This is a genomic window from Streptomyces sp. NBC_00016, from assembly GCF_045040885.1.
GTDB classification, from domain to species: Bacteria; Actinomycetota; Actinomycetes; order Streptomycetales; family Streptomycetaceae; genus Streptomyces; species Streptomyces coriariae.
Map to the genome: position 1 here is coordinate 3,373,375 of NZ_CP108304.1, position 26,808 is coordinate 3,400,182.

The window sequence follows — 26,808 nt, forward strand, 5'->3', positions numbered from 1 at the left end:
GCTGCTCGCCCCCGCCCCTACCGACGCCCCTGCCTGCGCCGTCTAGAACCCCGCGGGCTCGGTGTACACCCCCCACTCGTCCCGCAGCACGTCACAGATCTCGCCCAGCGTCGCCTCGGCCCGCACCGCGTCCAGCATCGGCCCGATCATGTTGGAGCCGTCACGGGCGGCGCCCAGCATGGCGGTGAGCGCGCCCCGCACGGCCGTCTCGTCCCGAGCGGCCCTGCGGGCGCCCAACGCCCGCACCTGCTCCCGCTCCACCTCGTGGCTGACCCGCAGGATCTCCAGGTCCCCGGTCACCGACCCGGTGTGCGCGTTGACGCCGACGACCCGCTTCTCGCCCTTCTCCACGGACTGTTGGTACCGGAAGGCCGACTCCGCGATCTCCCCGGTGAACCAGCCGTCCTCGATCCCGCGCAGGATCCCGGAGGTGATCGGCCCGATCGGGTGCCGCCCGTCGGGGTGGGCCCGCAGCCCCCGCTCCCTGATCTGCTCGAAGATCTTCTCGGCGTCGGCCTCGATCCGGTCCGTCAGTTGCTCGACGTACCAGGAACCGCCCAGCGGGTCGGCGACGTTGGCGACGCCGGTCTCCTCCATCAGCACCTGCTGGGTGCGCAGAGCGATCTCCGCCGCCTGCTCGCTCGGCAGCGCGAGGGTCTCGTCCAGGGCGTTCGTGTGCAGCGAGTTGGTCCCGCCGAGCACCGCCGCGAGGGCCTCGACGGCCGTACGCACCACGTTGTTGTACGGCTGCTGGGCGGTCAGTGAGACCCCGGCGGTCTGGGTGTGGAAGCGCAGCCACTGCGCCTTCTCGGACTTCGCCCCGTAGACGTCCCGCATCCAGCGCGCCCAGATCCTGCGCGCCGCGCGGAACTTGGCGATCTCTTCGAAGAAGTCGACGTGCGCGTCGAAGAAGAAGGACAGCCCGGGTGCGAACACGTCCACGTCGAGACCGCGGCTGAGCCCCAGCTCCACGTACCCGAAGCCGTCCGCCAGCGTGTAGGCCAGCTCCTGCGCGGCCGTCGCGCCGGCCTCACGGATGTGGTAGCCGGAGACGGACAGCGGCTTGTAGGCGGGGATGCCGGCCGCGCAGTACTCCATCAGGTCGCCGATGAGACGCAGATGCGGCTCGGGCTGGAAGAGCCACTCCTTCTGGGCGATGTACTCCTTGAAGATGTCCGTCTGGAGCGTGCCGTTGAGGAGGCCCGGGTCGACGCCCTGCCGTTCGGCGGCGACGAGGTACATGCAGAAGACCGGTACGGCCGGTCCGCTGATCGTCATGGAGGTCGTGACGTCGCCCAGCGGGATGTCCTTGAACAGGACCTCCATGTCGGCGGCCGAGTCGATGGCGACCCCGCAGTGCCCGACCTCGCCCAGCGCGTGCCGGTCGTCGGAGTCGCGCCCCATCAACGTGGGCATGTCGAAGGCCACGGACAGCCCCCCGCCGCCGTTGGCCAGGATCATCTTGTAGCGCTCGTTGGTCTGCTCGGCGTTGCCGAACCCGGCGAACTGCCGGATGGTCCACGTGCGCCCCCGGTAGCCGGTCGGGTACAGGCCGCGCGTGAAGGGGTACTCCCCGGGCCAGCCGATCCGCTCGAAGCCGTCGTACGTGTCACCGGGCCGCGGCCCGTACGCCGGCTCCACGGGGTCCCCGGAGAGCGTGGTGAAGTCGGCCTCACGCTTGCGCGAAGCGTCGTACCGGGCCTGCCAGCGACGGCGGCCCTCCTCGATGGCGTCAGCGTCCATGCCTCAAATTTACTAGGACGTCCAAGTAAATGTCGATGGCTATTGGTAGGACATCCTAGTAACTGTGCGTGTCCGAACGCCGAAACCGCCGTACACGCGCGCGTGCGGCACGGGTACGGCGGCGGGATCGGTGCCGGAACCGGCGTCGGATTCGACTCCGGGATCGGCGCCTGATCTAGGCCTTGGCGGCCACGGGAGCCTCGTCGGCGACCCGGCCCTCCAGCTCACGGCTGATCCTGCGCTCCACGAAGAAGGCGGCCGTCGGGACGGTTCCGGCGAGCAGCACCCACAGCTGCTTGCCCACCGGCCACTTCGCCTTGGAGCCCAGGTCGAAGGCGAAGACCAGGTAGAGGACGTAGAGCCAGCCGTGCGCGATGGCGACGACGCGGGTGAAGTCCGCGGCCCCGTCGACGTCCAGGCCGTACTTGGCGATCATGCCCAGGCACAGCAGGACCAGCAGCACACCGGTGACATAGGCCAGGACGCGGTAGCGGGTCAGCACGCTCTTCTTCATGCCGACGAGCGTAACGACCCGTTCCGGGAGATCTTGCCCCGGGTCACCCCTGCCGGAGCCGGGTCACTCCTCGTCGAAGTCCTGTGCGGCGACCCGCAGCGGCCGGAGCATCGCGAAGATCTCCCCGCACTCCTCCGCGTCGTACACCCCGAGACCGAAGTCCATCGCCATCAGGTCGCGGGTGGCCTCCTCGACGACCTCCCGGCCCTTGTCGGTGATGACGGCGAGGGTGCCGCGGCCGTCGTTGGGGTTGGGGCGCCGGGCGACCAGGCCCGACTTCACCAGGCGGTCGACGGTGTTCGTCACCGAGGTGGGGTGCACCTGGAGCCGCTCGCCGATCTTCGACATGGTCAGCTCGCCCTCCTTGGAGAAGGTGAGCAGCACCAGCGCCTCGAAGCGTGCGAACGTCAGGCCGTACGGCTTGACCACGGCGTCCACCTCGGCGAGCAGGATCTGGTGCGCGCGCATGATCGAGGTGATCGCGGCCATGGACGGCGTGTTCCCCCAGCGCTGCTTCCAGAGCTCGTCGGCGCGGGCGATGGGGTCGAACGGGAGACTGGGCGGTTTCGGCACGCCTCCAGACCTTACCGGCCGGTCATATCGTGGTCAGCCCCGTCTCGGCCTTCGGTCCGCCGGACCTCCAGGGCCGACAGGACGCAGCAGACCGTCCCCAGCACACCGGCCCCCGCGACCGCGGCCGGCACACCCACCAGCTCCGCGGCCACCCCGGCGAGCGCCATGCCGACCCCCTGGAACGTCATGAGCCCGGCGGTGAGCAGCGTCATGGCCCGTCCGCGCAGCTCCTCGGGCACGTCCCGGACGATCCACTGGTCGAGGCCGAGGGTGTACGCCGACCCGGCGCCCGAGACCACCAGCAGGAGCAGCGAGACCTCGAGGCCGGGGTGGAGGGCGTAGCCGAGGTAGGGCAGCAGGGTCACACAGACGAGCGGCAGCGCGATGCGCTCACGGGTGACCGGGCGCAGCCGGGAGCCGGCGTACAGCTCGCCGGCGATCGCGCCGACCGGCAGCGCGCACATCAGCAGCCCGAGGCCGGTGGGGCCGACGCCGAGGCCGTCGGCGTAGGGCGCGGACAGCGCCTCCGGGGCGACCGTGAAGGCCGGCGGCACCCAGAAGAGCAGCAGCAGCGCCCGTACCCGCCGGTCGGCGAGGATCCGCCGGGCGCCCTTGAGGGAGTCCGTGACCAGCGCGCCGCCGGTCCCGTCCCGGGCCGGGCGGCGGCGGGTGCCGAGCCGCAGCAGCGCGGCGGAGGCGAGGAAGGTACCGACGGTGACGAGCAGGGCCTGGCGCGGGGAGGCGACGGTGAGCAGCAGCCCGCCGAGTCCGAAGCCGACGAGCAGCGCGCTCTGCGCGGTGATGCGCAGCAGGGAACGGCCGAGGACGAACAGGTCGCCGTCGCCGAGGATGTCCGCGAGCGTGGCCATCCGGGTGCCCGCGAAGATCGGCGAGACCACGGCGAGACAGCAGCGCAGGGCGAGCAGCACGGCGAGGGGCGCGCCCTGCGCCGTCATCGGCACCACGCACACCGCGCACACCAGGTCGCAGCCCACGAGCACGCGCCGGGCCGGAAAGCGGTCGGCGACCCCGGCGAGCAGGGTGCCGCCGACGACATAGGGCAGGAAGCCGAGGGCCCAGGCCAGGGCGCTCATCAGCGGTGAGCCGGTCAGGTCGTAGACGAGGACGGACAGCGCGATCTCGGCGACGATCACGCCGAGCATGGACAGCAGATGGGCGGCGAAGACGGCCCGGAACTCACGGACGGCGAAGACGCGCAGGTAGCCGGCGGCGGGCGTCCCGGTCGTGGGTGTCGCCGGTGTCGCGGGCGTCGAGGGCGTGGCGGGCGTCGTGACTTCTGGCATGGCAGCAGCGTGCTCGGCGGAGTACGCAGGCCCTAGTGTTTCGGTCACCGCCGAATGTTCGAGAGGTGAGGTCGTGCCGTCATACCTGCATTTCGGGGAGGACGACTTCCTGCGCTGCCGCTTCGCCGTGTCCCCGCTGTGGGAGGCGCAGGAGGTCGCGCGCACCCTCAAGCGGCCCGACCGGCACGGCTACCACGCGCCCTGGCTGCGCCGGATCCGTACCGCCGCAGAGGCGCTCGACCTGACCGGTCTGTGGCTGCTGATGCCGCGCCGGGGGCACTCCCCCGACTGGCTGTGCCCGCCGCCGGTCGGGCCCGCGGCCGGGTTCGAGGAGGAGCTCGCCGCGGTCCGGGCCGCCGACCCCGAGGCCGCCCTCGCGGACACCGCCCGCTCGCTCGCGGACACCCCCGGCGCGCTGGACTCGCCTCAAGGGCGGGCCTGGCTGGCGGATCCGGAGCGGATGATCCGGGAGCTGACCGGCGTCCTGGAGGAGATCTGGCACACCCTGCTCGCACCGGACTGGCCCCGGCTGCGTGCCCTGCTGGAGGCGGATGTCGCCTTCCACTCCCGGCGCCTGGCCGAGGTGGGCCTGGGCGGGCTGCTGCCGGAGATCAACCGGCGGTGCGGCTGGCGGGCCGGGACCCTGACCGTCGACTCGAACGGCGAGCACGAGCGGCACCTGGGCGGGCAGGGGCTGGTGCTGATGCCGAGCGTGTTCTCGTGGCCGGACGTCGTGAGCGGCTTCGACCCTCCGTGGCAGCCGACGCTGGTGTACCCGGCGCGGGGCATCGGCGGCCTGTGGACCGACACCACCGCCCACTCCCCCGAGGCGCTCGTCCGGCTGCTGGGCCGGGGCCGGGCCGGCGTGCTCGGCGCGCTCGACGATCCGGCGACCACCTCCGCCCTCGCCCACCGGCTCGGCCTCGCCCCGTCCTCGGTCTCCGCCCATCTGACGGTGCTGCGCGACTCCGGGCTGCTGGTGTCCCGGCGCTACGGCCACCAGGTGCTGTACGAGCGGACGCCGCTGGGGATGGCGCTGGTGTCGGGCGACGCTCAGTAGAGGCTGCGCAGGCCGAGGACGTCGCCCTTGCCGAGCGTGCGGGCGTCCGTGGAGCAGGCGAAGGAGTTCGCGTACATGGTCAGGTTCTCGTGTCCGACGCCGGAGTGGCCGAGGCCGAAGACGTGCCCGGCCTCGTGCGTGGCGACGCTGCGGATGTCGTACGCGTGCGTGCAGGCGCCGGAGGGGCGGTTCGTGAACGGGAAGTCATGGGTGTTGAAGCGGACGTCGGCCTCGAGCAGTTCCTCGGGTCCGTCGACCACCGGACGGCTCCAGGAGCAGGTCGTCGCGACGGCCTCGCCGCCGATGTCGCCCGCGTCCCACACGCTCAGACCGTCCCGGCGGGTGCAGCGGGCCGCGCGGTCGATGCCGGCCTCGTTGCCGGTGCTCGACAGGAACCTGGCCTTCGCCGTGACCGTGTCGTCGTAGCCGCAGTCGTTGCGGCTGGTGGTGATGGTGGCGATGGCGTCCTCGAAGGCCCGCCGGCCCTCGGCGTGGGACAGCCGGCCCGGCAGGGGCCCGTCGCCGATGAACCACTCGTACGTGCCGTACTCCTTGCGGCCCGCGGTGGAGTAGGCGCCGTCGGCGCAGGGGGCGGGGGCGTCGGCACGGGCCCTGGACGCGGCCGCCGCCGCACGGGTCGCCTCGCGGGGACCCTCATGGGCCGCCTCGTGGGCCTCCTCGTAGACGTAGGAGACCCTTCCGTCGGCGGCGACCGTCAGGGTGAAACCGTGCGCCGAGCCGTCCACCGTGAGCGCGTCGACGCTGACCGTCGTGCCGGGTTCGGGCACCGCCACCCCGGCACCCTCGTGGGTGACCACCCGGCCGACGGCGAGGCAGTCGAGGACCGACGAACCGGCGGGCAGGTCGTCCACGGTCAGCTCGCCGCGGGCGAGTGCGCACCCGGGCGGCCGGGGCCCCTCCCCCACGCAGACCACCGACAGCGATGCCGCCACCAGGAGCGCCGTGACCGCCCTGCCGACCAGTCCCGGTCCGCGCCGCCCTGCCACCGCACACTCCCCTTCAATGCCACGCCACCGCGCGGAACTTGATCGGCCTCGGGAGACATTAGCCAGGCGGCACCGGCCGAAAACCCCATCCGACATCACCCGTTCGAGCGACTGCTCAAACGGGTGTTCCGTCGCTGTCCCGCCCGCTACGCCGGGCGCTCCCCCAGATGCCGTTCCACGGTCTCCACCTTGGAGGTCAGGCCGTCCGTCACACCGGGGCGGATGTCCGCCTTCAGGACCAGCGAGACCCGGGGGGCCCGTTCCTCGACGGCGGCCACGGCGCGCTTGACGACGTCCATGACCTCGTCCCATTCACCCTCGATGGAGGTGAACATGGCGTCGGTGCGGTTCGGGAGGCCGGACGCGCGGACGACCCGGACGGCGTCGGCGACGTAGTCACCGACGTCATCGCCGACACCCAGCGGCGTGACCGAGAACGCGACGATCATGCCTTCGCCACCGTTTCCCGGCGGGCGCGGGAGGCGATGGCTGCGTCGACTGCGTTCTCGGCCTCACGGCGCAGCTTGCGCTCGGCGAAGAAGCCGCCGGTCGGCAGGACCGACAGGACGAAGTAGAGGGCCGCGGTCTTCAGGGACCACTTCGCACGGTTCCAGGCGTCCGCCCAGAAGAGCACGTACAGGACGAACAGCACGCCGTGGACCATGCCCATCACGGGCACCGCGTTGAAGTCCGTGGTCCGCTTCAGCACCGAGCAGACCAGCAGCAGAAGGAAGGAAACGGCCTCGGGGGCGGAGACCAGGCGCAGGCGGCGGAGGGCGGAGGCTGTCTTCAGGTCCACGAGTCACCTTCGGGGGGGGAGGTACGGCGACGAACAGGTCGGTTTGTGAATGCACGCACAAGCGTTCGTCCATTGTGGCAAACGGTCCACCTAAGGGTGCGTTCAGGGTCGTTCTCCACCCCCGGGTGCTGTTCGACGCACCCGTCCGGCCGATACCTTTCGCAGCGTGGCGATGTTTCGACTTCAAGGCAGCAAGGTGCTCGCCGTCGACGTGACCGGGGACGCCGTGAAGGCGAAGAACGGCTCGATGGTCGCGTACGACGGGCAGATGGCCTTCAAGAAGCTCAGCGGCGGCGGTGAGGGCATCCGGGGGATGGTCACCCGGCGGCTCACCGGCGAGCAGATGACCATGATGGAGGTGAGGGGGCAGGGCACGTGCTGGCTGGCCGATCGTGCCTCCGAGATCAATCTCGTGCAGCTCCAGGGGGACAAGCTCTACGTCGAGTCGAGCAACCTGCTGGCGACCGACGCCGGACTCAGGACCGGGACGAGCTTCACCGGTCTGCGCGGCGCGACCCAGGGCAACGGACTGTTCACGACGACCGTCGAGGGCACCGGCCAGGCGGCCATCACCTCGGACGGGCCGGCCGTGGTGCTGCGGGTCAGTCCGCAGTACCCGCTGACCGTCGACCCCGGGGCCTATGTCGCGCACCAGGGCAACGTCCGGCAGACCTTCCAGTCCGGTGTGACCTTCCGCACGTTCATGGGTGAGGGCGGCGGCGAGGCCTTCCAGATCCGGTTCGAGGGGGACGGCCTGGTGTACGTCCAGCCGAGCGAGCGCAACACGATCGCGGGGGATGTGTGAGATGACCTTCCGCGAGATCAACTCCAAGATGGTCGAGGCGACGGTCGTCCCCGGCCAACGGCTCTTCAGCCAGCGCGGCGCCATGCTCGCCTACCGCGGCGAGGTGGCCTTCACCCCGAACGTCCAGGGCGGGCAGGGCGGGGTGATGTCCATGATCGGGCGGCGGCTCGCCAACGAGGACACCCCCCTGATGACCGTCGAGGGCAGCGGCACGGTCCTCTTCGGGCACGGCGGCCACCACGTCCAGGTCATCCGACTCACCGGCGACACGCTGTACGTCGAGGCGGACCGGCTGCTCGCCTTCGAGGGCACCCTCCAGCAGGGCACGATGTTCCTGGGCTCCCAGGGCGGGGTCATGGGCATGGTCCGCGGCCAGGTCAGCGGGCAGGGCCTGTTCACCACCACCCTCAAGGGGCACGGCGCCGTCGCCGTGATGGCCCACGGCGGCGTCTTCGAGGTGCCGATCACCCCGCAGCGCCCGGTCCACGTCGACCCCCAGGCCTATGTCGCCCACCACGGCGACGTCCGCAACAAGCTGTCGACCGCGCTGGGCTGGCGGGACATGGTGGGCCGGGGCTCCGGCGAGGCGTTCCAGCTGGAGCTGAGCGGCAGCGGTGCGGTGTTCGTCCAGGCGTCGGAGGAGAAGCTGTGAGCATGTACGGGGCTCCGGGCGGCGGCCCGACGGTGCACGACCCGATGACCTTGCCGGTCGACGACAACGTGAACAGCTACACCTTCTGCGTGGAGCTCAAGGGGAGCCAGTGGTTCCTCCAGAAGGGGAAGATGATCGCCTACTACGGGTCGATCGACTTCAACGGCATCGGACACGGCCGTCTGGACCGTCTGGTGCGCACTTCCTTCCATTCGCCTCTGCACGCCAGCGACTGGGTCGTGGCGGAGGGCTCGGGCAAGATGCTCCTCGCCGACCGGGCCTTCGATGTGAATTCGTACGACCTCGACGACGGCAACCTGACCATTCGCTCGGGCAATCTGCTCGCTTTTCAGCCAACTCTGTCGCTCAAGCAGTCGATCGTGCCGGGATTTCTCACGCTGATCGGAACCGGCAAGTTCGTCGCGGCATCTAACGGTCCGGTGGTGTTCATGGAGCCGCCGATCCGGGTCGATCCGCAGGCGCTCGTCGGCTGGGCCGACTGCCCCTCTCCGTGCCATCACTACGACCACGGGTACATGACCGGCCTGATGGGCGGTCTACGTGCGCTGACAGGCCTCGGAGGGGCTTCCGGGGAGGAGCACCAGTTCGAGTTCGTGGGGGCCGGGACGGTGCTGCTGCAGTCGACCGAGCTGCTCATGGCCGAGCAGGCGACGGGGGCGGTTCCGCACGAGCCGGGAGTGCCCGGCGGGGGCGGCGTCCCCGGTGGGCGGGGTGGCCCCGGCGCGCAAACCGGCGCACCGCGCCTTCCCGGACAGCTGGGGGACCTCCAGCGTCGCTTCGGGCTGTGAGCGGTAGTCTGCGGAGTGTGACATCGAACGCGTGCGCACCGTCACACCGCCCTCACTAGTTCGCCTTTCAACATTTTAGGTAGACTTCAATTATGGAGACCGAAACGGCCACGCGCTGGCTGACCGATGCGGAGCAGTGCGCCTGGCGCACCCACCTGGAGGTCAACAGGCTGTTGACGTACCAGCTCGAAAAGGATCTCCAACCGTTCGGCCTGACCATGAACGACTACGAGATCCTGGTGAATCTCTCCGAGTCGGAGGGCGTCCGGATGCGGATGAGCGACCTCGCGTCCGCCACCCTCCAGTCCAAGAGCCGTCTCTCGCACCAGATCACCCGCATGGAGAGCGCCAACCTGGTGCGCCGCGAGAACTGCGAGTCCGACCGCCGCGGCCTGTACGCGGTCCTGACCGAGCACGGCCTGGAGACGATGCAGAAGGTCGCTCCCCATCATGTGGAGTCCGTGCGGCGGCACTTCATCGACCTCCTCGCCCCCGATGCCACGACAGAGCTGTCCAAGGCCCTGAAGCCCGTCGCGGAACACCTCCGCGGGCAGCGGGGACGCCCGTGAGGAACTCCCGGCGACCGATCGGTTCAGGCGATCGGTCCGGGTGATCGGTCCGGGTGATCGGTTCAGACGGTCGGCAGGCGGAGCTCGAACAGGGCTCCGCCTGTCGGCGTCCGGCGGACCGTGAGCGTGCCACCGTGCCGGACGGCCACGTCGCGTGCGATCGCCAGGCCGAGGCCCGCCCCGCCGTCGTCACGACCGCGGGCGTCGTCGAGCCGTACGAACCGCTCGAAGATCCGCTCCCGGTCCGCCTCGGGCACTCCGTCCCCGTCGTCGGCGACCTCGACGACGACCTGCCCGCCCGCCCTCCGCACGGTCACGGTGACGGCCGAACGGGCGTGCCGGTGCGCGTTGTCGAGCAGGTTGGCCAGCACCCGCCCCAGCTGCCCCCGCGATCCGGCCACCTCGCCGGGCGCCGGCTCCCCGGGCTCCACCACCACCGTCACCTCCGGTCGCCCGGCCGCCTCCTCCCGGGCCAGCGCCGCCGGATCCACCCGCGCGCCGGCCACCGGCCCCTCCCCCGCGTCCAGCCGGGCGAGCAGCAGCAGGTCGGCGGCCAGCCGCTGGAGCCGTACGGTGTCCTCGACCGCGCCCGGCACATCCAGCAGCCCGGGGTGCGCGACACCCACTTCGAGCTGGGTGCGCAGCGAGGCGATGGGGCTGCGCAGTTCGTGCGAGGCGTCGGCGACGAACCGGCGCTGCCGCTCCACGGAGGTCTCCAGCGCGGCCAGCGTCTCGTTCGTCGTACGGGCGAGCCGGGCGACCTCGTCGTGGGTGTCCGGCTCGGGGACCCGCCGGGTCAGCTCGGCGGCGGCCGTGATCGCGGCCATCTCTCGGCGGATGTCCTCGACCGGGCGCAGCGCCCGCCGGGTGACCAGCCAGGTCACTCCGGCGACCACGGCGAGCAGCAGCGGGAAGCCGATCAGCATGACGGTGAGCGCGGTGCGCACGGCGCTCTGCTCAGCCGCCAGGGACGCACCCGCGTACACGGTGAGCAGGCCCTTCTTCGGATCCCGGACGTCCACGGCGGCGAAGCGGTAGTCGGCCGTGTCGCCGTCGACGGTCGCGGAACCGTCGCCGAAGCGGGTCTCGTCGCCGATCTCGCCGGGTTCGAGCGCGTCCTGGGCGGAGTCGTCGTCCAGGCCGCCGCTCGCGCCGTCCTCCCCGCCGTCCTCCCCCGCTTCCTCCCCCGCGTCCTGTCCCGGTTCCTCCGAGGGGTCGTCCCCGGTGTCCTCCCGCGCCCGCGGCACGCTCGGCCCGGCGCCGCTGATCCGCTCCAGGTCCTCGGTGGCGGCGACCTGCCCGCCGTTCGCGTCGACGACCTGGACCACCCGCTCGTCGTCGTCCAGCGAGGAGAGCTTGTCGTAGGGCGTACCGAGGGCCAGTTGGGCGGCGACGGTCCGCGCGGAGCGTTCCGCCTGTCCGTCGGCCTGGCCGGTCAGACTGGAGCGCAGTGACAGCAGCACGGCCGTCCCCGCCGCGAGGAGCGCCACCGCGACCACGAACGTGGCGCCGAGCGTCGCCCGGGCCCGCACGGACCCGAAGCGGCGGCTCATCGCGCCGCCTCCGGCCGCTCCAGCCGGTACCCGGCGCCGCGCACCGTCCGGATGAGCCCCGCGCCCAGCTTGCGGCGCAGCGCGCTGACGTACACCTCGACGATGTTGGGGTCGCCGTCGTAGGCGAAGTCCCAGACGTGGTCGAGGATCTCGGTCTTGGACACCACCTCGCCCGCCCGCACGACCAGCTGTTCCAGGACGGCGAACTCCTTGGTGGTCAGCGCGGCTTCGACCTCCGTCCCGCCGTCCCGCAGGAACACCCGCCGGGCGGCGGTGTCGACCTTCAGGTCGCCCAGGACGTGCACGGCCGGGGCCCCGGTGCCCTGTCCGCCCCGGCGCAGCAGCGCCTTCACGCGGGCGACCAGGACGACGTACGAGAACGGCTTGGTGAGGTAGTCGTCCGCGCCCGTGTCCAGGCCCTCCGCCTCGTCGTACTCGCCGTCCTTGGCGGTGAGCATGAGGATCGGGACGTCGTTGCCGGCGGCCCGCAGGGTGGAGCAGACCCGGTAGCCGTTCATGCCGGGCAGCATGATGTCGAGGACGACCAGGTCGTACGGCGACTCGCTCGCCCGGTGCAGCCCTTCGAGGCCGTCGTGGACGACGTCCACGGCGTAGCCCTCGGCGGTCAGGCCGCCGGCGAGCGACCGGGCCAGTCGCTTCTCGTCCTCCACGATCAACAGCCGCATGGCACCAGGGTCCCAAATCGAACCTGAAGTGATCTTCAGGCTGCTTCAGCGTGCCTTCAGCTCCGTTCAGGCAGCTTGGTCCCCGTCGAAGCCGAAGCAGGCCGAGAGCACACCGATCGGGAGGAACCCCATGAAGCGCAAGCTCGTCATCGCCGCCGTCGCCGCGTCCGTCGTGATCGGCGGAGGTACGGCGGTCGCCTTCGCGGACGACGAGGCGCGAACCGGCGCGGCCGAGGTGCGGGCCGCCGGGCCGGTGGCCGCCGACCGGGCCGAGGGGAGCACGGCGAGCTCCTCGAAGGCCACCGCCGCCGAGGTGATCGCGGCCGCGCTGCGGCACACGCCGGGCACCGCCGTCGGCGCCGACCGGGAGGACGACGGCGCCGACGCGGGCACCTGGCACGTGGACGTCGTCCAGGCCGACGGCGTCGAGCGGACCGTCGCCGTCTCCCCCGACACCGGCAAGGTCATCGGCGTCCACCGCGACACCGACGACGCCGACGACGCCCGTGCGGACCTCGCCGCGCTGAAGGGCGCGGACGTGGACGCCCGCGAGGCAGCGCTGGCCGTCGCCGCCAAGGGCGCGGTGACCGACGTCGACCTGGACGACGACGACCGCGCCACGGTCTGGAGCGTGGACACCGCGAAGGCCGGCGAGTGGCAGGTGGACGTACGCACGGGCAAGGTCACCCAGGAGCTCGACGACTGACCTGGCGTTCGTCCGACCGTCCGTCCGTACGTCCGTCCGACCCGCCGGCCGTCAGGCGAGGGGCACGAGATCGCTCGTGCCCCTCCGGGCGCCTCCGGCGACGGCCGCCGCCGTCACCAGCACCACCGCTCCGGTCAGCGCGAAGCACGCTGCCACCGGCAGCCGCCCGGCCAGCGCTCCGGCGACCGCGGTACCGGCCGTGCTGCCCGCGTTGACGGCCGTGTTGACCCACGCCCCGGCCCGCACCCGGGCCTCCGGCGCGGCGATCTCGTCGGCGATGAGATACGCCGTGGTGATCGCCGGCGACACGAAGAACCCGGCGGCCGCGACGGCGACGGCCAGGGTGCCGAGCCCCGGCGCGAGTCCCGCACCGCACAACGTCAGCCCGAGCCCCGCCGTGAGCAGCGGCAGCCGCGCCCCGACCGACGCCCGCCAGGTGACGGCCCCGTTGAGCAGCCCGCCGACGGCGCTGCCGGCCGACAGCGCGGCCAGCACCCAGGCGGCGCTCGCCCCACCGGACCCGTGCCCGTGGCGCTCGGCGAACGCCACGACCAGCAGATCGACCACGCCCAGCGCCAGCCCCACGCCCGCGATGGCGGCCACCGGCCGCCCGAGCCCGCGCAGACCGCCGCCGGCCCGCCGCACGGTGGCCTTCCCCGGCCCCACCGCCCGCACGGCCGGCGACGACAGGAACCCGGCCGTGCCCCCGGCCATCAGGGCCGCCCCGACGACGATCCCCGCGGCCGGCGGTGCGAAGCCGACGAGCACGCCGACCAGCAACGGCCCGGTGACGAAGAGGAGTTCCTCGGCGACCCCGTCGAGGCTGTACGCGCGTTGCAGCAGGGCGCGGTCCGGGGTGAGCCTGCCCCACACCGCCCGCATGGTCGGCCCCAGCGGCGGCACACAGGCACCCGCGGTGGCGGCCAGGGCTCCCAGCACCGGAGCCGGGGCACCGGCCGGGCGCGCCAGGGCCAGGGTGAGCAGGACGAGCACGGCGAGGTAGGCGGCGGTCATCGGGACGAGTGCCCGGCGAGGCCCGTGCCGGTCGATGAGGGCCGCCCGGGCCGGCGACAGGAAGACGGTGGTGGCTCCGAACAGGGCCATCACGGTGCCCGCCACCGCGTACGAGCCCGAGGAGCGGGTCACGGCGAGCATCAGGGACAGCGGGACGATCCCGTACGACAGCCGTCCGGTCAGGGCGGCGGCGAAGGTACGGCGGGCGTGCGGAACGCGCAGGACGACGGCATACGAAGGCCGCACGGCAGGCGAAGCGGACATGAGGAGTTCCTCGACTCATGGCAGGAGAAAAAGGGGACGCCTGATCGCCGCGAGCGGGGCGGCCGTACGCCGCTCTCCGATCACGGGCCGAGGCGGGCCCTATGCCAAGAGAAGGAACATGAACGCGACCGTATCAGCGCGGCCCGGGGCCCGACGAGGGCTTTCCCGAAGAGCCCGTCGACTCGTCCCGGCGCCCGTCGACTCGTCCCGGCGCCCGGCCGCGCACCGCCGCGCCGCCCGGCCGCACCGCGTCACGCACGGCCGTGCCCACCGGCCACGCACGCCCGCCGACGTCCACATCGCTGCCTCGCCCCGGGCCGCCCCACTGCCGCCCGGCCGCACCGCGTGACACACGGCCGTGCCCGCCGGGCACGCACACCCGCCGACGTCCACCCCACGGCCATCCCCCCGGGCCGCCCCACGGCCATCCCCCGGGCCGTCCCACGGCCTTCCCGCGGGCGGCCAGCGGCCATCCTTCGGGCGATCCGCGGCCTTGCCCCGGGCGCCCCGCGTCAGCCGCGTGCGTCAGCCCTGCGTCAGTCCTGCCACCAGTTCGTCCGCCGCCCGGTAGGGGTCCAGTTCGCCGGCGACGATGCGTTCGGCGAGCGTGCTCAGCCGGCGGTCGCCGTGCAGGTCCCCGATGCGTTCGCGCAGGGCCGTGACGGCGATCGTCTCGACCTCGCGGGCGGCTCGGGAGCGGCGCCGTTCGGTGAGGACGCCGTGCTCCTCCATCCACGCGCGGTGCTTCTCCAGTGCCTCGACGACCTCGTCGATGCCCTCGGAGCGGGCGGCGACCGTCTTCACGATCGGCGGGCGCCAGTCCCCGGGGCCGCGGGCCTCCCCGAGGCCCAGCATGTGGTTCAGCTCGCGGGCGGTGGCGTCGGCGCCGTCCCGGTCCGCCTTGTTGACGACGTAGACGTCGCCGATCTCCAGGATCCCGGCCTTGGCGGCCTGGATGCCGTCGCCCATGCCCGGGGCCAGCAGGACGACACTGGTGTCCGCCTGCGAGGCGATCTCGACCTCCGACTGGCCGACGCCGACCGTCTCGACCAGGATCACGTCGCAGCCGGCCGCGTCCAGGACCCGGATCGCCTGCGGGGCCGACCAGGCGAGGCCGCCCAGATGGCCGCGGGTGGCCATCGAGCGGATGTAGACACCGGGGTCGGAGGCGTGCTCCGACATCCGGACGCGGTCGCCGAGCAGGGCCCCGCCGGAGAACGGCGAGGACGGGTCGACGGCCAGCACCCCGACCCGTCTGCCCTGCTTGCGGTAGGCGGTGACCAGCGCGGACGTCGACGTGGACTTGCCCACGCCCGGTGAACCGGTCAGACCCACCACATACGCGTTGCCGGTGAGCGGGGCCAGCGCCTCCATGACCTCCCTGAGCTGCGGGGACGCCCCCTCCACCAGGGAGATCAGCCGGGCCACGGCCCGCGGCCGGCCTTCCCTGGCCTGGGCGACCAGCGAGGAGACGTCCTGCATCACAGCTCCGTTCAGATCCGTTCAGGGTGAGACGTGGGTGAGACGTGCACGAGCGGCGCGTCGGCGCTCAGGCCTTGGGTACCCGCACGATCAGCGCGTCACCCTGACCTCCGCCGCCGCACAGCGCGGCCGCGCCCACACCGCCGCCCCGGCGCTTGAGCTCCAGGGCCAGGTGCAGGACGAGGCGGGCGCCGGACATGCCGATCGGGTGACCGAGGGCGATCGCACCGCCGTTCACGTTCACCTTTTCCGTGGAGACGCCGAGGTCCTTCATTGACTGCACCGCCACGGCGGCGAAGGCCTCGTTGATCTCGACCAGGTCCAGGTCGGAGACCTCCAGGCCGTCCTTCTTCAGGGCGTGCAGGATGGCGTTGGAGGGCTGGGACTGGAGCGAGTTGTCCGGCCCGGCCACGTTGCCGTGGGCGCCGATCTCGGCGATCCACGACAGGCCCAGCTGCTCGGCCTTGGCCTTGCTCATCACGACCACGGCCGCCGCGCCGTCGGAGATCTGCGAGGAGGTGCCCGCGGTGATCGTGCCGTCCTTGGTGAACGCCGGGCGGAGCTTGCCCAGGGACTCCGCGGTGGTGTCGGCGCGGATGCCCTCGTCCTTGCTGAAGACGACCGGCTCGCCCTTGCGCTGCGGGATCTCGACCGGGGTGATCTCGGCCTCGAAGATGCCGTTCTTCTGCGCGGCGGCGGCCCTCTGATGGCTCAGCGCGGCGATCTCGTCCTGCTCGGGACGCGCGATCCCGAGCCGCGTGTTGTGCTTCTCCGTGGACTCGCCCATGGCGATGTTCTCGAAGGCGTCGGTCAGACCGTCGTACGCCATCGCGTCGAGCATCTCGATCGCGCCGTACTTGAAGCCCTCGCGGGACTTCGGCAGCAGGTGGGGGGCGTTGGTCATGGACTCCTGGCCGCCGGCCACCACGATGTCGAACTCACCCGCGCGGATCAGCTGGTCGGCCAGCGCGATCGCGTCGAGGCCCGACAGGCACACCTTGTTGATCGTGAGCGCCGGGACGCTCATCGGGATGCCGGCCTTGACCGCGGCCTGACGGGCCGGGATCTGCCCCGCCCCGGCCTGGAGCACCTGCCCCATGATCACGTACTGCACCTGGTCGCCACCGATCCCCGCACGGTCGAGGGCGGCCTTGATCGCGAAGCCGCCGAGATCGGCTCCGGAGAAGGACTTCAGGGAGCCCAGCAGTCGTCCCATGGGCGTCCGCGCGCCCGAGACGATCACCGAGGTCGTGCCGTTGGAACCAGTCGAGTCAGTCATGAGCTGCGATTCCCCTTACCGGCCTTGCACGGGCCGAGGAGTGAACGAGGGTTTACTTCGAATGTACTGAGTGGCACTCCGTGCCGTCATCGGGCCGTCAGTGTGATCGCGCGCACGTTGCGTAACCATCACGGCCGCGCTCCACTAACAGCATGCTGACGCGAATCGACCACATCGGGATCGCCTGCCACGACCTCGACGCGACCGTCGAGTTCTACCGTTCCACGTACGGCTTCGAGGTGTTCCACTCCGAGGTCAACGAGGAGCAGGGCGTGCGCGAAGCCATGCTCAAGATCAACGATACGTCCGACGGCGGAGCCTCGTACCTGCAGCTCCTGGAGCCGACACGGCCGGATTCGACCGTGGCCAAGTGGCTCGACAAGAACGGCGAGGGCGTCCATCACATCGCTTTCGGTACGGCGGATGTCGACGCGGACGCCGCGGACATCAGGGACAAGGGCGTACGCGTTCTGTACGAAGAGCCTCGACGCGGCTCCATGGGGTCACGAATCACCTTCCTGCATCCAAAGGATTGCCACGGAGTACTGACAGAACTGGTCACATCGGCGCCCGTTGAGTCACCTGAGCACTGACCCTCGTACATATGGGCCGGTAGGGTTGGGGGCGGTCGCCGCTCACACCGGGGCGACCCGGTCCTGCCGTACGGCGGCGGGACGCAGCCGGGGTCCGGGTTTCGGGGGGCGAGCGTCGGGGCAGCAGCCCGTGCTCCGCCGTTGATCTGACACCATTCCCCGGGAGCCCCGTTCGGCGGATGGACGGAGCTCGTTCGGGAAGCTTGCGACCAGGGACGGATGGGACCGCGCAGTGCGGGGCTACGAGAGCCAGGAGCGGGAGCCGGCGGCTGACGTCGACCACCTGACTCGGTTCGAAGCCGAGATGAAGCGGCTGAAGACCGAGCGGGAAAAGGCGATTCAGCATGCCGAGGACCTCGGCTACCAGGTCGAGGTGCTGCGCGCCAAGTTGCACGAGGCGCGGCGCACCATCATGTCCCGGCCCGCCTTCGACGGCGGCGACATCGGGTACCAGGCCGAGCAGATGCTGCGTAACGCGCAGATGCAGGCCGACCAGTTGCGGCAGGACGCCGAACGGGAGCTGAGTCAGGCCCGGGCGCAGACGCAGCGGATCCTCCAGGAGCACGCCGAACAGGCGGCCCGGCTCCAGGCGGAGCTGCACCAGGAGGCGGTGGCCCGTCGTCAGCAGCTCGACCAGGAGCTGGCCGAGCGCCGGCAGAACGTCGAGTCGCACGTCAACGAGAACGTGGCGTGGGCCGAGCAGTTGCGGGCCCGCACCGAGGCTCAGGCGCGCCGGCTGCTCGACGAGTCGCGGGCCGAGGCCGAGCAGGCCCTGACGGCCGCCCGCGCCGAGGCCGAACGGGTGGCCGCCGAGGCCCGCCAGCGGCTCCAGGCGGACGCCGAGGCGACCCGCGCGGAGGCCGAGCAACTGTTGCTGCGGGCCCGCACGGACGCCGAACGGCTGCTGAACGCCGCTTCCAGCCAGGCCCAGGAGGCCAGCAACCACGCCGAGCAGCTGCGCACCTCCACCGTCACGGAGTCCGACGCGGCCCGCCGGCAGGCCGGTGAGCTCAGCCGCGCCGCCGAGCAGCGCATGTCCGAGGCCGAGGAGGCGCTGCGCAAGGCGCAGGCCGAGGCCGACAAGGTGCTCACGGAGGCGAAGGCCGCAGCCGAGAAGGCGCTCGCCGGCGCGGAGGCGGCCAAGGAGCAGCGCACCCGTACGGCGAAGGAGCAGGTCGCCCGGCTGGTCACCGAGGCCACCAAGGAGGCCGAGGCCACCAAGGAGGCCGCCGAGCAGCTCGTCGCCGACGCGCGCACCGAGGCCGAGAAGATCGTCGCGGAGGCCTCCGAGAAGGCCCGCACGCTCACCGCCGAGGAGAGCGCGACCCAGCTGTCGAAGGCGGCGAAGACCGCCGAGGACGTCCTGAACAGGGCGCAGGAGGACGCGCAGAACACCACCAAGGCCGCCGCCGAGGAGGCCGAGCGGATCCGCCGCGAGGCGGAGACCGAGGCGGACCGCCTGCGGGCCGAGGCGCACGACATCGCCGAGCAGCTCAAGGGCTCGGCGAAGGACGACACCAAGGAGTACCGCGCCAAGACGGTCGAGCTCCAGGAGGAGGCCCGTCGGCTGCGCGGCGAGGCCGAGCAGCTGCGCGCGGACGCGGTCGCCGAGGGCGAGAAGATCCGCGCGGAGGCCCGCAAGGAGGCCGTCCAGCAGATCGAGGAGGCGGCCAGGACCGCCGAGGAGCTGCTGTCCAAGGCGAAGGCCGACGCCGACGAGCTGCGCCAGAAGGCCACCTCGGACAGCGAGAAGGTGCGCACCGAGGCCATCGAGCGCGCCACCACGCTGCGCCGCCAGGCCGAGGAGACCCTGGAGCGCACCCGCGCGGAGGCCGAGCGCCAGCGCGACGAGGCGGTGGAGCTGGCCGAGACCATCACCTCGAACGCCGAGGAGGCCGCGCGCGAGCTGCGCGAGGAGACCGAACGCGGGGTCGAGGCCCGGCAGGCGGAGGCCGCCGAGGAGCTGACCCGGCTGCACACCGAGGCGGAGGCCCGCCTCGCCTCAGCCGAGCAGGCGCTGACCGACGCCCGCGAGGAGGCCGCGCGGATCCGCCGCGAGGCCGGTGAGGAGACCGACCGGCTGCGCTCGGAGGCCGCGGAGCGGATCCGCACCCTCCAGCAGCAGGCCGCCGCGGAGGTGGACCGGCTGCGCAACGAGGCCGCCGCCGACGCGTCCGCCTCGCGCGCCGAGGGCGAGGCCGTCGCGGTACGGCTGCGTTCCGAGGCCGCCGCCGAGGCGGAGCGGCTGAAGTCGGAGGCGCAGGACACCGCCGACCGGGTGCGCGCGGAGGCGCAGGCCGCCGCCGAGCGGCTGGCCACCGAGGCGTCCGAGACACTGGCCGCCGCCCAGGAGGAGGCGCTCCGGCGCCGCCGCGAGGCCGAGGAGCTCCTCGGTTCCGCCCGCCAGGATGCCGACCAGGAGCGCGAGCAGGCCCGTCGGCAGAGCGAGGAACTGCTGGCCTCGGCGCGCAAGCGCGTGGAGGAGGCGCAGACCGAGGCCGTCCGGCTGGTCGAGGAGGCCGACCGGCGGGCCAACGAGATGGTGTCGGCGGCCGAGCAGCACGCGCAGCAGGTGCGGGAGTCCGTCGCCGGGCTGCACGAGCAGGCGCAGGACGAGATCAACGGGCTGCGGTCCGCCGCCGAGCACGCGGCGGAGCGCACCCGGCGCGAGGCCGAGGAGGAGGCGGACCGGGTCCGTTCCGACGCCTACGCGGTGCAGGAGCGGGCGGCCGAGGACGCGAACCGGGTCCGGCGTGAGGCGAGCGAGGCGTCGGAGGCGGCGCAGGCGCTGGCCGAGCAGACCGTCGGCGAGGCGATCGCGGAGGCGGAGCGGCTGCGTTCGGAGGCGTCCGCGCACGCCCAGCGGGTGCGCACCGAGGCCTCGGACGCCATCGCCCAGGCCGACCAGGACGCCTCGCGCACCCGCGCGGAGGCCCGGGACGACGCCAACCGCATCCGCTCGGACGCGGCGACGCAGGCCGACACCCTCATCACCGAGGCCCGCAACGAGGCGGAGCGGCTCCAGACGGAGACCATCGCGGAGGCCGAGCGCCTCCAGTCCGAGACGATCACGGAGGCCGACCGGCTGCGCGCCGAGTCGGTCGCCAAGGCGGAGAAGCTCATCTCGGACGCCGCCGGGGACGCGGAGCGGCTGCGCGCCGAGGCCGCCGAGACGGTGGGTTCCGCGCAGCAGGCCGCCGAGCGGATCCGTATCGAGTCCGAGCGCGTGAGAACGTCGGCGGCGGCGGAGGCCGACCGTCTGATGAGCGTCGCCCGCGAGGAGGCCGACTCGACGCTGGACGAGGCCCGCAAGGAGGCCAACAAGCGGCGCTCCGAGGCGGCCGAGCAGGTCGACACGCTCATCACGGAGACCGCGGCCGAGGCGGACAAGCTCCTCACGGAGGCGCAGCAGCAGGCGCAGCAGGTCACGGCGGACGCGGAGCAGCAGGCCGACTCGATGGTGGGCGCGGCCCGCAACGAGGCCGAGCGGCTGGTCTCCGAGGCGACGGTCGACGGGAACTCCCGGGTGGAGAAGGCCCGTACGGACGCCGACGAACTGCTGGTCGGCGCCCGCCGGGACGCGACCGCCATAAGGGAGCGGGCGGAGGAGCTGCGCGACCGCATCACGAGCGAGATCGAGGGGCTGCACGAGCGGGCCCGCCGCGAGGCCGCCGAGACGATGAAGTCGACCGGCGACCGCTGCGACGCGCTCATCAAGGCGTCCGAGGAGCAGCTCGCCAAGGCGCAGGCGAAGGCGAAGGAGCTGGTGTCGGACGCCAACTCCGAGGCCGGCAAGGTCCGTATCGCCGCCGTGAAGAAGGCCGAGGGGCTGCTCAAGGAGGCCGAGCAGAAGAAGGCGACGCTCGTCCGGGAGGCCGAGGAGCTCAAGGCCGAGGCGATCCGCGAGGCGCGGCGCACGGTCGAGGAGGGCAAGCGCGAGCTGGAGGTCCTGGTGCGCCGGCGTGAGGACATCAACGCCGAGATCTCCCGGGTCCAGGACGTGCTGGAGGCGCTGGAATCCTTCGAGGTGCCGAGCGGCGGCAAGGACGGGGGCGTCAAGGCGGGCGCCGTCATCGGAGCGCCCCGATCGGGTGGGAAGGCGTCGGACAGCTAGCGGAATGTGTGAATTGCGTTAAAGTCTGAGGCCTTTGACCGGACCTTTGGCAAGCGCTCTGCCGCTCAGCCACCCAAAAGGGGTGTCATTCTCCAGATCAAACACGCATACGCTCGATGACACACCGCTCAGGCCCCTAGGATTCCACCTATCACCTCACCGGTCTCATTCGACAGGAACCCCATGAGCGACACTTCCCCCTACGGCTTCGAGCTTGTGCGGCGTGGGTACGACCGCGCTCAGGTGGACGAACGCATCTCGAAGCTCGTCTCCGACCGTGACAGCGCTCTGGCCCGTATCACTGCTCTGGAAAAGCGCATCGAGGAGCTCCACCTCGAGACGCAGAACGCCCAGGCTCAGGTAAGCGACGCGGAGCCGTCGTACGCCGGTCTCGGCGCGCGTGTCGAGAAGATCCTCCGCCTCGCCGAGGAAGAGGCCAAGGATCTGCGCGAGGAGGCCCGTCGCGCGGCCGAGCAGCACCGTGAGCTCGCCGAGTCGGCGGCTCAGCAGGTGCGCAACGACGCGGAGTCGTTCGCCGCGGAGCGCAAGGCCAAGTCCGAGGACGAGGGCGTCCGGATCGTCGAGAAGGCCAAGAGCGACGCGTCGCAGCTGCGTTCCGAGGCGCAGAAGGACGCGCAGTCGAAGCGTGAGGAGGCGGACGCCCTCTTCGAGGAGACCCGCGCCAAGGCCGCGCAGGCCGCCGCCGACTTCGAGACCAACCTCGCCAAGCGCCGCGAGCAGTCGGAGCGCGACCTGGCGTCCCGTCAGCAGAAGGCGGAGAAGCGTCTCGCGGAGATCGAGCACCGCGCGGAGCAGCTGCGCCTGGAGGCCGAGAAGCTGCGTACCGACGCCGAGCGCCGGGCCCGTCAGACCGTCGAGACGGCGCAGCGCCAGGCCGAGGACATCGTGGCCGACGCCAATGCCAAGGCGGACCGCATCCGTTCCGAGTCCGAGCGCGAGCTGGCGGCCCTCACCAACCGCCGCGACTCGATCAACGCCCAGCTGACGAACGTCCGCGAGATGCTCGCCACGCTGACCGGCGCCGCGGTGGCCGCGGCCGGCACGCCGTCCACGGACGACGAGCCGATCTCCCGCGGGGTCCCGGCGCAGCAGTCCCGGTAACGTCCACGGGTACGGCGACCGAACATCGGCGAAGCCCTTTGCCACTCCGGTGGCAGAGGGCTTTGTCGCGCTTTAGCGTGGCCGCATGATCGAGCTGTCTGGCCTGACGAAGCGGTACGGCGAGAAAGTCGCGGTGAACAACCTCACCTGCACCGTCAGACCGGGCATCGTCACGGGCTTCCTCGGTCCCAACGGCGCGGGCAAGTCCACCACCATGCGGATGATGCTGGGCCTCGACCGGCCGACCGCCGGGGACGTCCGCATCGACGGGCAGCACTACGACCGGCTGAAGGACCCCCTCAGGTACATCGGAGCCCTGCTGGACGCCAAGGCCATGCACGGCGGGCGCAGCGCCTTCAACCATCTGCTGTGCCTGGCGCAGAGCAACGGCATCCCGAAGAGCCGGGTGCACGAGGTGCTGGACACCGTCGGTCTCACCTCCGTGGCGAAGAAGAAGGCCAAGGGGTTCTCGCTGGGGATGGGACAGCGGCTGGGCATCGCGGGCGCGCTCCTCGGCGACCCCCGGATCCTGATGTTCGACGAGCCGGTCAACGGCCTCGACCCCGAGGGCATCCACTGGATCCGCAACCTGATGAAGTCGCTGGCCGTGCAGGGGCGGACCGTGTTCGTCTCCTCCCACCTCATGAGCGAGATGGCGCTGACCGCGGATCACCTGATCGTGATCGGGCAGGGGCGGCTGCTCGCCGACACCTCGATGGCCGACTTCATCGCGCGGAACTCGCGCTCGTACGTCCGTATCCGTACCCCGCAGCGGGAGCGGCTGCTCGACGTGCTGCACGGCGCCGGGGTCCTGGTCGTCGAGTCCGGCAGCGGGGTGCTGGAGGTCGACGGCGACAAGTCCGAGCACATCGGGGAGCTGGCCGCGCAGCACCAGATCGTGCTGCACGAGCTGAGTCCCCAGCGGGCCTCGCTGGAGGAGGCGTTCATGCAGCTGACCGCGGAGTCGGTGGAGTACCACGCGCACACGGACACGCCCCCCGGCCCGCTCGAACAGTTCGAGCAGCCCGGACCGCAGTGGGGCGACGACCGGACGAGGAGCTGATGATGGCGGCGACCCAGGTCATCCGGTCGGAGTGGACCAAGATCCGGTCGGTGGCGTCCACCGTGTGGACGCTCTCGCTCGCCGTGGTGGTCACCATCGCCCTCGGCATGCTGATCTCGGCACTGTCGAGAAACGAGTTCGACAACATGAGCCGCGACGACCGGCTCTCCTTCGACCCCACCTTCATCAGCTTCGCGGGGATGAGCCTCGGTCAGCTCGCGATGATCGTGTTCGGGGTGCTGGTCGTGTCGAACGAGTACAGCACCGGCATGATCCGCACCTCGCTGGCCGCCGTGCCGCAGCGTGGCACCTTCCTGTTCAGCAAGATCGCGGTGGCCACCGGGCTCGCGCTGGCCGTGGGGCTGGCCACCAGCTTCGTCACGTTCTTCCTGGGGCAGGCCATGCTCGGCTCCCACAAGGCGTCGATCGGGGACACCGGAGTCCTGCGGGCGGTCATCGGCGGCGGTCTGTACATGACGCTCATCGCCGTGTTCTCGATGGGCGTGGCCACGATGCTGCGTTCGCCGATGCTGTCGCTCGGCATCCTGATGCCGTTCTTCTTCCTGATCTCCAACATCCTCGGCAACGTCTCGGCGACGAAGAAGATCGGCCGGTATCTGCCCGACCAGGCCGGCAGCAAGATCATGCAGGTGGTCACGCCGATCGACGACGACACCCCGTACGGGCCCTGGGGCGGGTTCGCCATCATGGCCCTGTGGGCCCTCGCCGCGCTCGCGGGCGGCTACCTCCTGCTGAAGAAACGCGACGCGTAACGCTTTGGTCTTTGCTTTCATTTGAGCGGAACCGTCAGCGCCCCGATATCCTCCTAACCCTTACGGGGGCGTGTGCCCTGCTGTCCTGAACCTTTCGATGGGTGCGGAGCATGATCGAAGCAGTCGGCCTGACCAAGCGCTACGGCGACAAGACCGCTGTGTACAACCTTTCCTTCCAGGTGCGGCCCGGCGCCGTCACCGGCTTCCTCGGGCCGAACGGCTCGGGCAAGTCGACCACCATGCGGATGATCCTGGGGCTGGACAACCCCACCGCCGGGACGGTGACGATCGGCGGCTACCCGTACCGCAAGCTGCCGAACGCCGCCCGCCAGGTGGGTGCGCTGCTGGACGCCAAGGCGGTGCACGGCGGCCGGCACGCCCGCAACCACCTGCTGAGCCTGGCCCAGCTGTCCGGCATCCCGGCCCGGCGGGTCGACGAGGTGCTCGGCGTGGTCGGCCTCCAGGACGTGGCACGCAAGCGCTCCAAGGGCTTCTCCCTGGGCATGGGCCAGCGGCTCGGCATCGCGGCCGCGCTGCTCGGTGACCCGCAGGTGCTGCTCTTCGACGAGCCGGTCAACGGCCTCGACCCCGAGGGCATCCTCTGGGTCCGCAACCTGATGAAGTCGCTGGCCGCCGAGGGCCGCACGGTGTTCGTCTCCTCCCACCTCATGAGCGAGATGGCGGTGACCGCGGATCACCTGATCGTGATCGGGCGCGGGCAGCTGCTCTCCGACATGAGCGTGAAGGACTTCATCTCGGCCAACTCCGCCGACTTCGCGCGGGTCCGCACCCCGCACACCGAACCCCAGGTGCGCGAGAAGCTGGCCTCCGCGCTCACCGAGGCGGGCGGCCATGTGCTGCCCGAGCAGGACGGCGCGCTGCGGGTGACCGGGCTGGCGCTGCCCCGCATCAGCGACATCGCCCACGAGAGCGACGTACGCCTGTGGGAGCTGTCGCCGCACCAGGCCTCGCTGGAAGAGGCGTACATGCGGATGACGCAGGGCGCCGTCGACTACCGGTCCACCATCGACCAGAAGGCCGGTCTCCAGCAGCAGCTCGCGCCCGGCGCGCAGCCGCCCATGCCGGTGCCGGGCCAGGGCCAGCCCGGCTGGTACGCCCCGCCGCCCCCGCAGCACCCCGGATACGCGCCGCCGCAGCAGCCGGCCCAGGCGCCCCCGGCGGCCGCCTACGGGGCGTACGGCGCCCCCGGGGCCCCCGCCCCGGCGCCCGGCCCGAACGGGGCCAACCCGTACGCGCAGGCGCCCGCACAGGCCCCGGCCCAGCCGGCCGCCGCGTCGTCGGCGGCACCGCCCGCGCCCGCCCCGGTGGCCGCCCCGGCCGAACCGGCTCCGGCCGCTCCCGCCGCTCCCGCCCCCGACGCCGCCCCGACCAAGTCCGAGGACGCCCGATGAGCACCCCGCAGCACCCGTCGCCGCAGGCCGCGCCCGCCTGGCAGGGGGCGTCCGGTCCCGCGTACGCCGCGGCCGGCCCCGCCTACACCTCGCCGATCCCGATCGTGCGCACGCACCTCGGGCACGCCATCGCCTCGGAGTGGACGAAGATCCGCTCGGTGCGCTCCACGATGTGGACGCTGGGCGTGTTCGTGCTGCTCGTCATCGGCATCGGACTGCTGGCCGGCGCGGTCGTCGCCGCGAACGCGACCGAGGGCGACCTCGCGGGCGACACCGCCCTGTCGTTCGGGTTCTTCGGGCTGCTCCTGGGCAGCATGTGCGTCATCACGCTCGGCGTGCTGACCACGGCCTCGGAGTACGGCACCGGCATGATCCGCACGACGATGGTGGCCTGCCCGTCGCGCGGCCGGGTGCTCGCCGCGAAGGCGGTCGTGTTCTTCGCCGTCGCGTTCGTCGTGACGCTCGTGTCCTCGGGCTTCGTCGCCATGGTGGACGTGGGCATGCTGGGCGACGCCCGGCAGCCGACCGGCTCGGAGTGGCTGAAGGCCACCTTCGGAGTGTCCCTCTACATCGCGCTGCTCGGGCTGATCTCGCTGGCCGTCGGCTCGATCATCCGGCACTCGGCCGGCGCCATCACCATCATGATCGGCGTCCTGCTGGCCCCGCTGGTCATCGCGATCTTCATGTTCTCGTCCTCGCTGGAGGACCTGCGCCAGGCCCTGTTCGAGTACTCGATCCCGAACCAGCTGAGCGTCTTCTACTCGTCCTCGCTCAGCGACAGCGGGCCGAGCGGCTGGGACCCGCTGTGGATCGCGCTCGGCGTCACCGCCGCCGTGCTCGGCGGCGCCTTCGCCCTGCTGGAGAAGCGCGACGTCTGACGGCCGACGACTCACGGCCGACGGCTGACGGCTG

25 protein-coding genes are annotated in these 26,808 nt (G+C 71.8%); 13 read left to right on the forward strand and 12 right to left on the reverse strand.

All coding sequences use genetic code 11. The features are described from left to right. Window positions 1-42: 42 nt before the first annotated feature. The 4 genes from OG933_RS14705 to OG933_RS14720 form a co-directional block, all read right to left on the reverse strand. A complete protein-coding gene (locus tag OG933_RS14705) occupies window positions 43-1,743 on the reverse strand; it encodes a methylmalonyl-CoA mutase family protein (protein ID WP_362526297.1) in 1,701 nt (566 codons plus the stop codon). 175 nt (window positions 1,744-1,918) lie between these two features. After that, window positions 1,919-2,257, reverse strand: a complete 339-nt coding sequence (locus tag OG933_RS14710) for a DUF3817 domain-containing protein (RefSeq protein ID WP_020131139.1) — start codon at window positions 2,255-2,257, stop codon at window positions 1,919-1,921. Between the two features lie 63 nt (window positions 2,258-2,320). Further along, window positions 2,321-2,830, reverse strand: coding sequence for a MarR family winged helix-turn-helix transcriptional regulator (locus OG933_RS14715; RefSeq protein ID WP_020131140.1), 510 nt, complete (start codon window positions 2,828-2,830; stop codon window positions 2,321-2,323). A gap of 11 nt (window positions 2,831-2,841) precedes the next feature. Then, the gene (locus OG933_RS14720; protein WP_405627404.1) at window positions 2,842-4,134 is read right to left on the reverse strand and encodes an MFS transporter; all 1,293 of its coding nucleotides are present in this window, start codon (window positions 4,132-4,134) and stop codon (window positions 2,842-2,844) included. A gap of 73 nt (window positions 4,135-4,207) precedes the next feature. Here OG933_RS14720 and OG933_RS14725 point away from each other — a divergent pair, with 73 nt between their 5' ends. Continuing rightward, window positions 4,208-5,194 (forward strand): DUF5937 family protein, encoded by a 987-nt coding sequence (locus OG933_RS14725; RefSeq protein WP_405627405.1) that lies wholly within the window; start codon window positions 4,208-4,210, stop codon window positions 5,192-5,194. On the opposite strand, the gene OG933_RS14730 is transcribed toward OG933_RS14725, so the two are convergent. The 3 genes from OG933_RS14730 to OG933_RS14740 form a co-directional block, all read right to left on the reverse strand. Beyond that, complete coding sequence (locus tag OG933_RS14730) at window positions 5,188-6,201, reverse strand: matrixin family metalloprotease (protein WP_362526288.1); 1,014 nt, start codon at window positions 6,199-6,201, stop codon at window positions 5,188-5,190. The genes OG933_RS14725 and OG933_RS14730 overlap by 7 nt on opposite strands. Before the next feature lie 146 nt (window positions 6,202-6,347). Continuing rightward, complete coding sequence (locus OG933_RS14735) at window positions 6,348-6,650, reverse strand: MTH1187 family thiamine-binding protein (protein ID WP_405627406.1); 303 nt, start codon at window positions 6,648-6,650, stop codon at window positions 6,348-6,350. Next, window positions 6,647-7,000, reverse strand: a complete 354-nt coding sequence (locus OG933_RS14740; RefSeq protein WP_362526282.1) for a DUF3817 domain-containing protein — start codon at window positions 6,998-7,000, stop codon at window positions 6,647-6,649. Before OG933_RS14740 ends, OG933_RS14735 begins: the two co-directional genes overlap by 4 nt. A 172-nt stretch (window positions 7,001-7,172) precedes the next feature. Between OG933_RS14740 and OG933_RS14745 the strand changes: the two genes are divergently transcribed. From OG933_RS14745 to OG933_RS14760, 4 genes are all read left to right on the forward strand, one after another. Then, window positions 7,173-7,805: an AIM24 family protein gene (locus tag OG933_RS14745; protein ID WP_037736072.1), complete on the forward strand. Its 633-nt coding sequence runs from the start codon at window positions 7,173-7,175 to the stop codon at window positions 7,803-7,805. 1 nt (window position 7,806) lies between these two features. After that, the gene (locus OG933_RS14750; RefSeq protein WP_054239883.1) at window positions 7,807-8,457 is read left to right on the forward strand and encodes an AIM24 family protein; all 651 of its coding nucleotides are present in this window, start codon (window positions 7,807-7,809) and stop codon (window positions 8,455-8,457) included. A gap of 2 nt (window positions 8,458-8,459) precedes the next feature. Continuing rightward, the gene (locus OG933_RS14755) at window positions 8,460-9,266 is read left to right on the forward strand and encodes an AIM24 family protein (protein ID WP_108222053.1); all 807 of its coding nucleotides are present in this window, start codon (window positions 8,460-8,462) and stop codon (window positions 9,264-9,266) included. 92 nt (window positions 9,267-9,358) lie between these two features. Beyond that, window positions 9,359-9,835, forward strand: a complete 477-nt coding sequence (locus tag OG933_RS14760) for a MarR family winged helix-turn-helix transcriptional regulator (RefSeq protein ID WP_020131149.1) — start codon at window positions 9,359-9,361, stop codon at window positions 9,833-9,835. Between the two features lie 62 nt (window positions 9,836-9,897). On the opposite strand, the gene OG933_RS14765 is transcribed toward OG933_RS14760, so the two are convergent. Together OG933_RS14765 and OG933_RS14770 are read right to left on the reverse strand one after the other, a co-directional pair. Further along, the gene (locus tag OG933_RS14765) at window positions 9,898-11,388 is read right to left on the reverse strand and encodes an ATP-binding protein (RefSeq protein ID WP_405627408.1); all 1,491 of its coding nucleotides are present in this window, start codon (window positions 11,386-11,388) and stop codon (window positions 9,898-9,900) included. Continuing rightward, window positions 11,385-12,074 (reverse strand): response regulator transcription factor, encoded by a 690-nt coding sequence (locus OG933_RS14770; RefSeq protein WP_362526273.1) that lies wholly within the window; start codon window positions 12,072-12,074, stop codon window positions 11,385-11,387. Before OG933_RS14770 ends, OG933_RS14765 begins: the two co-directional genes overlap by 4 nt. A gap of 130 nt (window positions 12,075-12,204) precedes the next feature. Between OG933_RS14770 and OG933_RS14775 the strand changes: the two genes are divergently transcribed. After that, window positions 12,205-12,780, forward strand: a complete 576-nt coding sequence (locus OG933_RS14775; RefSeq protein ID WP_405627409.1) for a PepSY domain-containing protein — start codon at window positions 12,205-12,207, stop codon at window positions 12,778-12,780. Between the two features lie 51 nt (window positions 12,781-12,831). On the opposite strand, the gene OG933_RS14780 is transcribed toward OG933_RS14775, so the two are convergent. From OG933_RS14780 to OG933_RS14790, 3 genes are all read right to left on the reverse strand, one after another. Then, window positions 12,832-14,058 carry an MFS transporter gene (locus OG933_RS14780; RefSeq protein ID WP_405627410.1) on the reverse strand — a complete coding sequence of 409 codons (1,227 nt, stop codon included), beginning with the start codon at window positions 14,056-14,058 and terminating at the stop codon, window positions 12,832-12,834. Between the two features lie 525 nt (window positions 14,059-14,583). After that, window positions 14,584-15,540: a methylmalonyl Co-A mutase-associated GTPase MeaB gene (meaB, locus tag OG933_RS14785; protein ID WP_054239889.1), complete on the reverse strand. Its 957-nt coding sequence runs from the start codon at window positions 15,538-15,540 to the stop codon at window positions 14,584-14,586. A 67-nt stretch (window positions 15,541-15,607) separates the two neighbouring features. Next, window positions 15,608-16,819 carry an acetyl-CoA C-acetyltransferase gene (locus OG933_RS14790; RefSeq protein ID WP_362526264.1) on the reverse strand — a complete coding sequence of 404 codons (1,212 nt, stop codon included), beginning with the start codon at window positions 16,817-16,819 and terminating at the stop codon, window positions 15,608-15,610. Window positions 16,820-16,971: 152 nt separating this feature from the next. On the opposite strand from OG933_RS14790, the gene mce reads away from it, so the two are divergent. The 7 genes from mce (at window position 16,972) to OG933_RS14825 (ending at window position 26,774) form a co-directional block, all read left to right on the forward strand. Further along, a complete protein-coding gene (mce, locus tag OG933_RS14795) occupies window positions 16,972-17,412 on the forward strand; it encodes a methylmalonyl-CoA epimerase (RefSeq protein WP_054239891.1) in 441 nt (146 codons plus the stop codon). Between the two features lie 232 nt (window positions 17,413-17,644). After that, window positions 17,645-21,526 (forward strand): polarized growth protein Scy, encoded by a 3,882-nt coding sequence (gene scy / locus OG933_RS14800; protein WP_405627412.1) that lies wholly within the window; start codon window positions 17,645-17,647, stop codon window positions 21,524-21,526. 183 nt (window positions 21,527-21,709) lie between these two features. Beyond that, window positions 21,710-22,648: a cellulose-binding protein gene (locus OG933_RS14805; protein WP_020131158.1), complete on the forward strand. Its 939-nt coding sequence runs from the start codon at window positions 21,710-21,712 to the stop codon at window positions 22,646-22,648. A gap of 85 nt (window positions 22,649-22,733) precedes the next feature. After that, a complete protein-coding gene (locus OG933_RS14810; protein WP_405627414.1) occupies window positions 22,734-23,711 on the forward strand; it encodes an ABC transporter ATP-binding protein in 978 nt (325 codons plus the stop codon). 2 nt (window positions 23,712-23,713) lie between these two features. Next, complete coding sequence (locus tag OG933_RS14815) at window positions 23,714-24,484, forward strand: ABC transporter permease (RefSeq protein ID WP_028807059.1); 771 nt, start codon at window positions 23,714-23,716, stop codon at window positions 24,482-24,484. Between the two features lie 110 nt (window positions 24,485-24,594). Next, window positions 24,595-25,896, forward strand: a complete 1,302-nt coding sequence (locus OG933_RS14820) for an ABC transporter ATP-binding protein (protein ID WP_405627415.1) — start codon at window positions 24,595-24,597, stop codon at window positions 25,894-25,896. Continuing rightward, window positions 25,893-26,774 carry an ABC transporter permease gene (locus OG933_RS14825; RefSeq protein WP_405627416.1) on the forward strand — a complete coding sequence of 294 codons (882 nt, stop codon included), beginning with the start codon at window positions 25,893-25,895 and terminating at the stop codon, window positions 26,772-26,774. The genes OG933_RS14820 and OG933_RS14825 overlap by 4 nt, the downstream gene beginning before the upstream one ends. Window positions 26,775-26,808 lie beyond the last annotated feature (34 nt).

Bases quoted from the DNA above. Each gene is read 5' to 3' on its own strand.
- OG933_RS14705 (WP_362526297.1), bottom strand. From the start codon at position 1,743: ATGGACGCTGACGCCATCGAGGAGGGCCGCCGTCGCTGGCAGGCCCGG.
- OG933_RS14710 (WP_020131139.1), bottom strand. From the start codon at position 2,257: ATGAAGAAGAGCGTGCTGACCCGCTACCGCGTCCTGGCCTATGTCACC.
- OG933_RS14720 (WP_405627404.1), bottom strand. From the start codon at position 4,134: ATGCCAGAAGTCACGACGCCCGCCACGCCCTCGACGCCCGCGACACCG.
- OG933_RS14735 (WP_405627406.1), bottom strand. From the start codon at position 6,650: ATGATCGTCGCGTTCTCGGTCACGCCGCTGGGTGTCGGCGATGACGTC.
- OG933_RS14745 (WP_037736072.1), top strand. From the start codon at position 7,173: ATGTTTCGACTTCAAGGCAGCAAGGTGCTCGCCGTCGACGTGACCGGG.
- OG933_RS14750 (WP_054239883.1), top strand. From the start codon at position 7,807: ATGACCTTCCGCGAGATCAACTCCAAGATGGTCGAGGCGACGGTCGTC.
- OG933_RS14755 (WP_108222053.1), top strand. From the start codon at position 8,460: ATGTACGGGGCTCCGGGCGGCGGCCCGACGGTGCACGACCCGATGACC.
- OG933_RS14760 (WP_020131149.1), top strand. From the start codon at position 9,359: ATGGAGACCGAAACGGCCACGCGCTGGCTGACCGATGCGGAGCAGTGC.
- OG933_RS14765 (WP_405627408.1), bottom strand. From the start codon at position 11,388: ATGAGCCGCCGCTTCGGGTCCGTGCGGGCCCGGGCGACGCTCGGCGCC.
- OG933_RS14770 (WP_362526273.1), bottom strand. From the start codon at position 12,074: ATGCGGCTGTTGATCGTGGAGGACGAGAAGCGACTGGCCCGGTCGCTC.
- OG933_RS14775 (WP_405627409.1), top strand. From the start codon at position 12,205: ATGAAGCGCAAGCTCGTCATCGCCGCCGTCGCCGCGTCCGTCGTGATC.
- OG933_RS14780 (WP_405627410.1), bottom strand. From the start codon at position 14,058: ATGTCCGCTTCGCCTGCCGTGCGGCCTTCGTATGCCGTCGTCCTGCGC.
- meaB (WP_054239889.1), bottom strand. From the start codon at position 15,540: ATGCAGGACGTCTCCTCGCTGGTCGCCCAGGCCAGGGAAGGCCGGCCG.
- OG933_RS14790 (WP_362526264.1), bottom strand. From the start codon at position 16,819: ATGACTGACTCGACTGGTTCCAACGGCACGACCTCGGTGATCGTCTCG.
- mce (WP_054239891.1), top strand. From the start codon at position 16,972: ATGCTGACGCGAATCGACCACATCGGGATCGCCTGCCACGACCTCGAC.
- OG933_RS14805 (WP_020131158.1), top strand. From the start codon at position 21,710: ATGAGCGACACTTCCCCCTACGGCTTCGAGCTTGTGCGGCGTGGGTAC.
- OG933_RS14810 (WP_405627414.1), top strand. From the start codon at position 22,734: ATGATCGAGCTGTCTGGCCTGACGAAGCGGTACGGCGAGAAAGTCGCG.
- OG933_RS14815 (WP_028807059.1), top strand. From the start codon at position 23,714: ATGGCGGCGACCCAGGTCATCCGGTCGGAGTGGACCAAGATCCGGTCG.
- OG933_RS14820 (WP_405627415.1), top strand. From the start codon at position 24,595: ATGATCGAAGCAGTCGGCCTGACCAAGCGCTACGGCGACAAGACCGCT.
- OG933_RS14825 (WP_405627416.1), top strand. From the start codon at position 25,893: ATGAGCACCCCGCAGCACCCGTCGCCGCAGGCCGCGCCCGCCTGGCAG.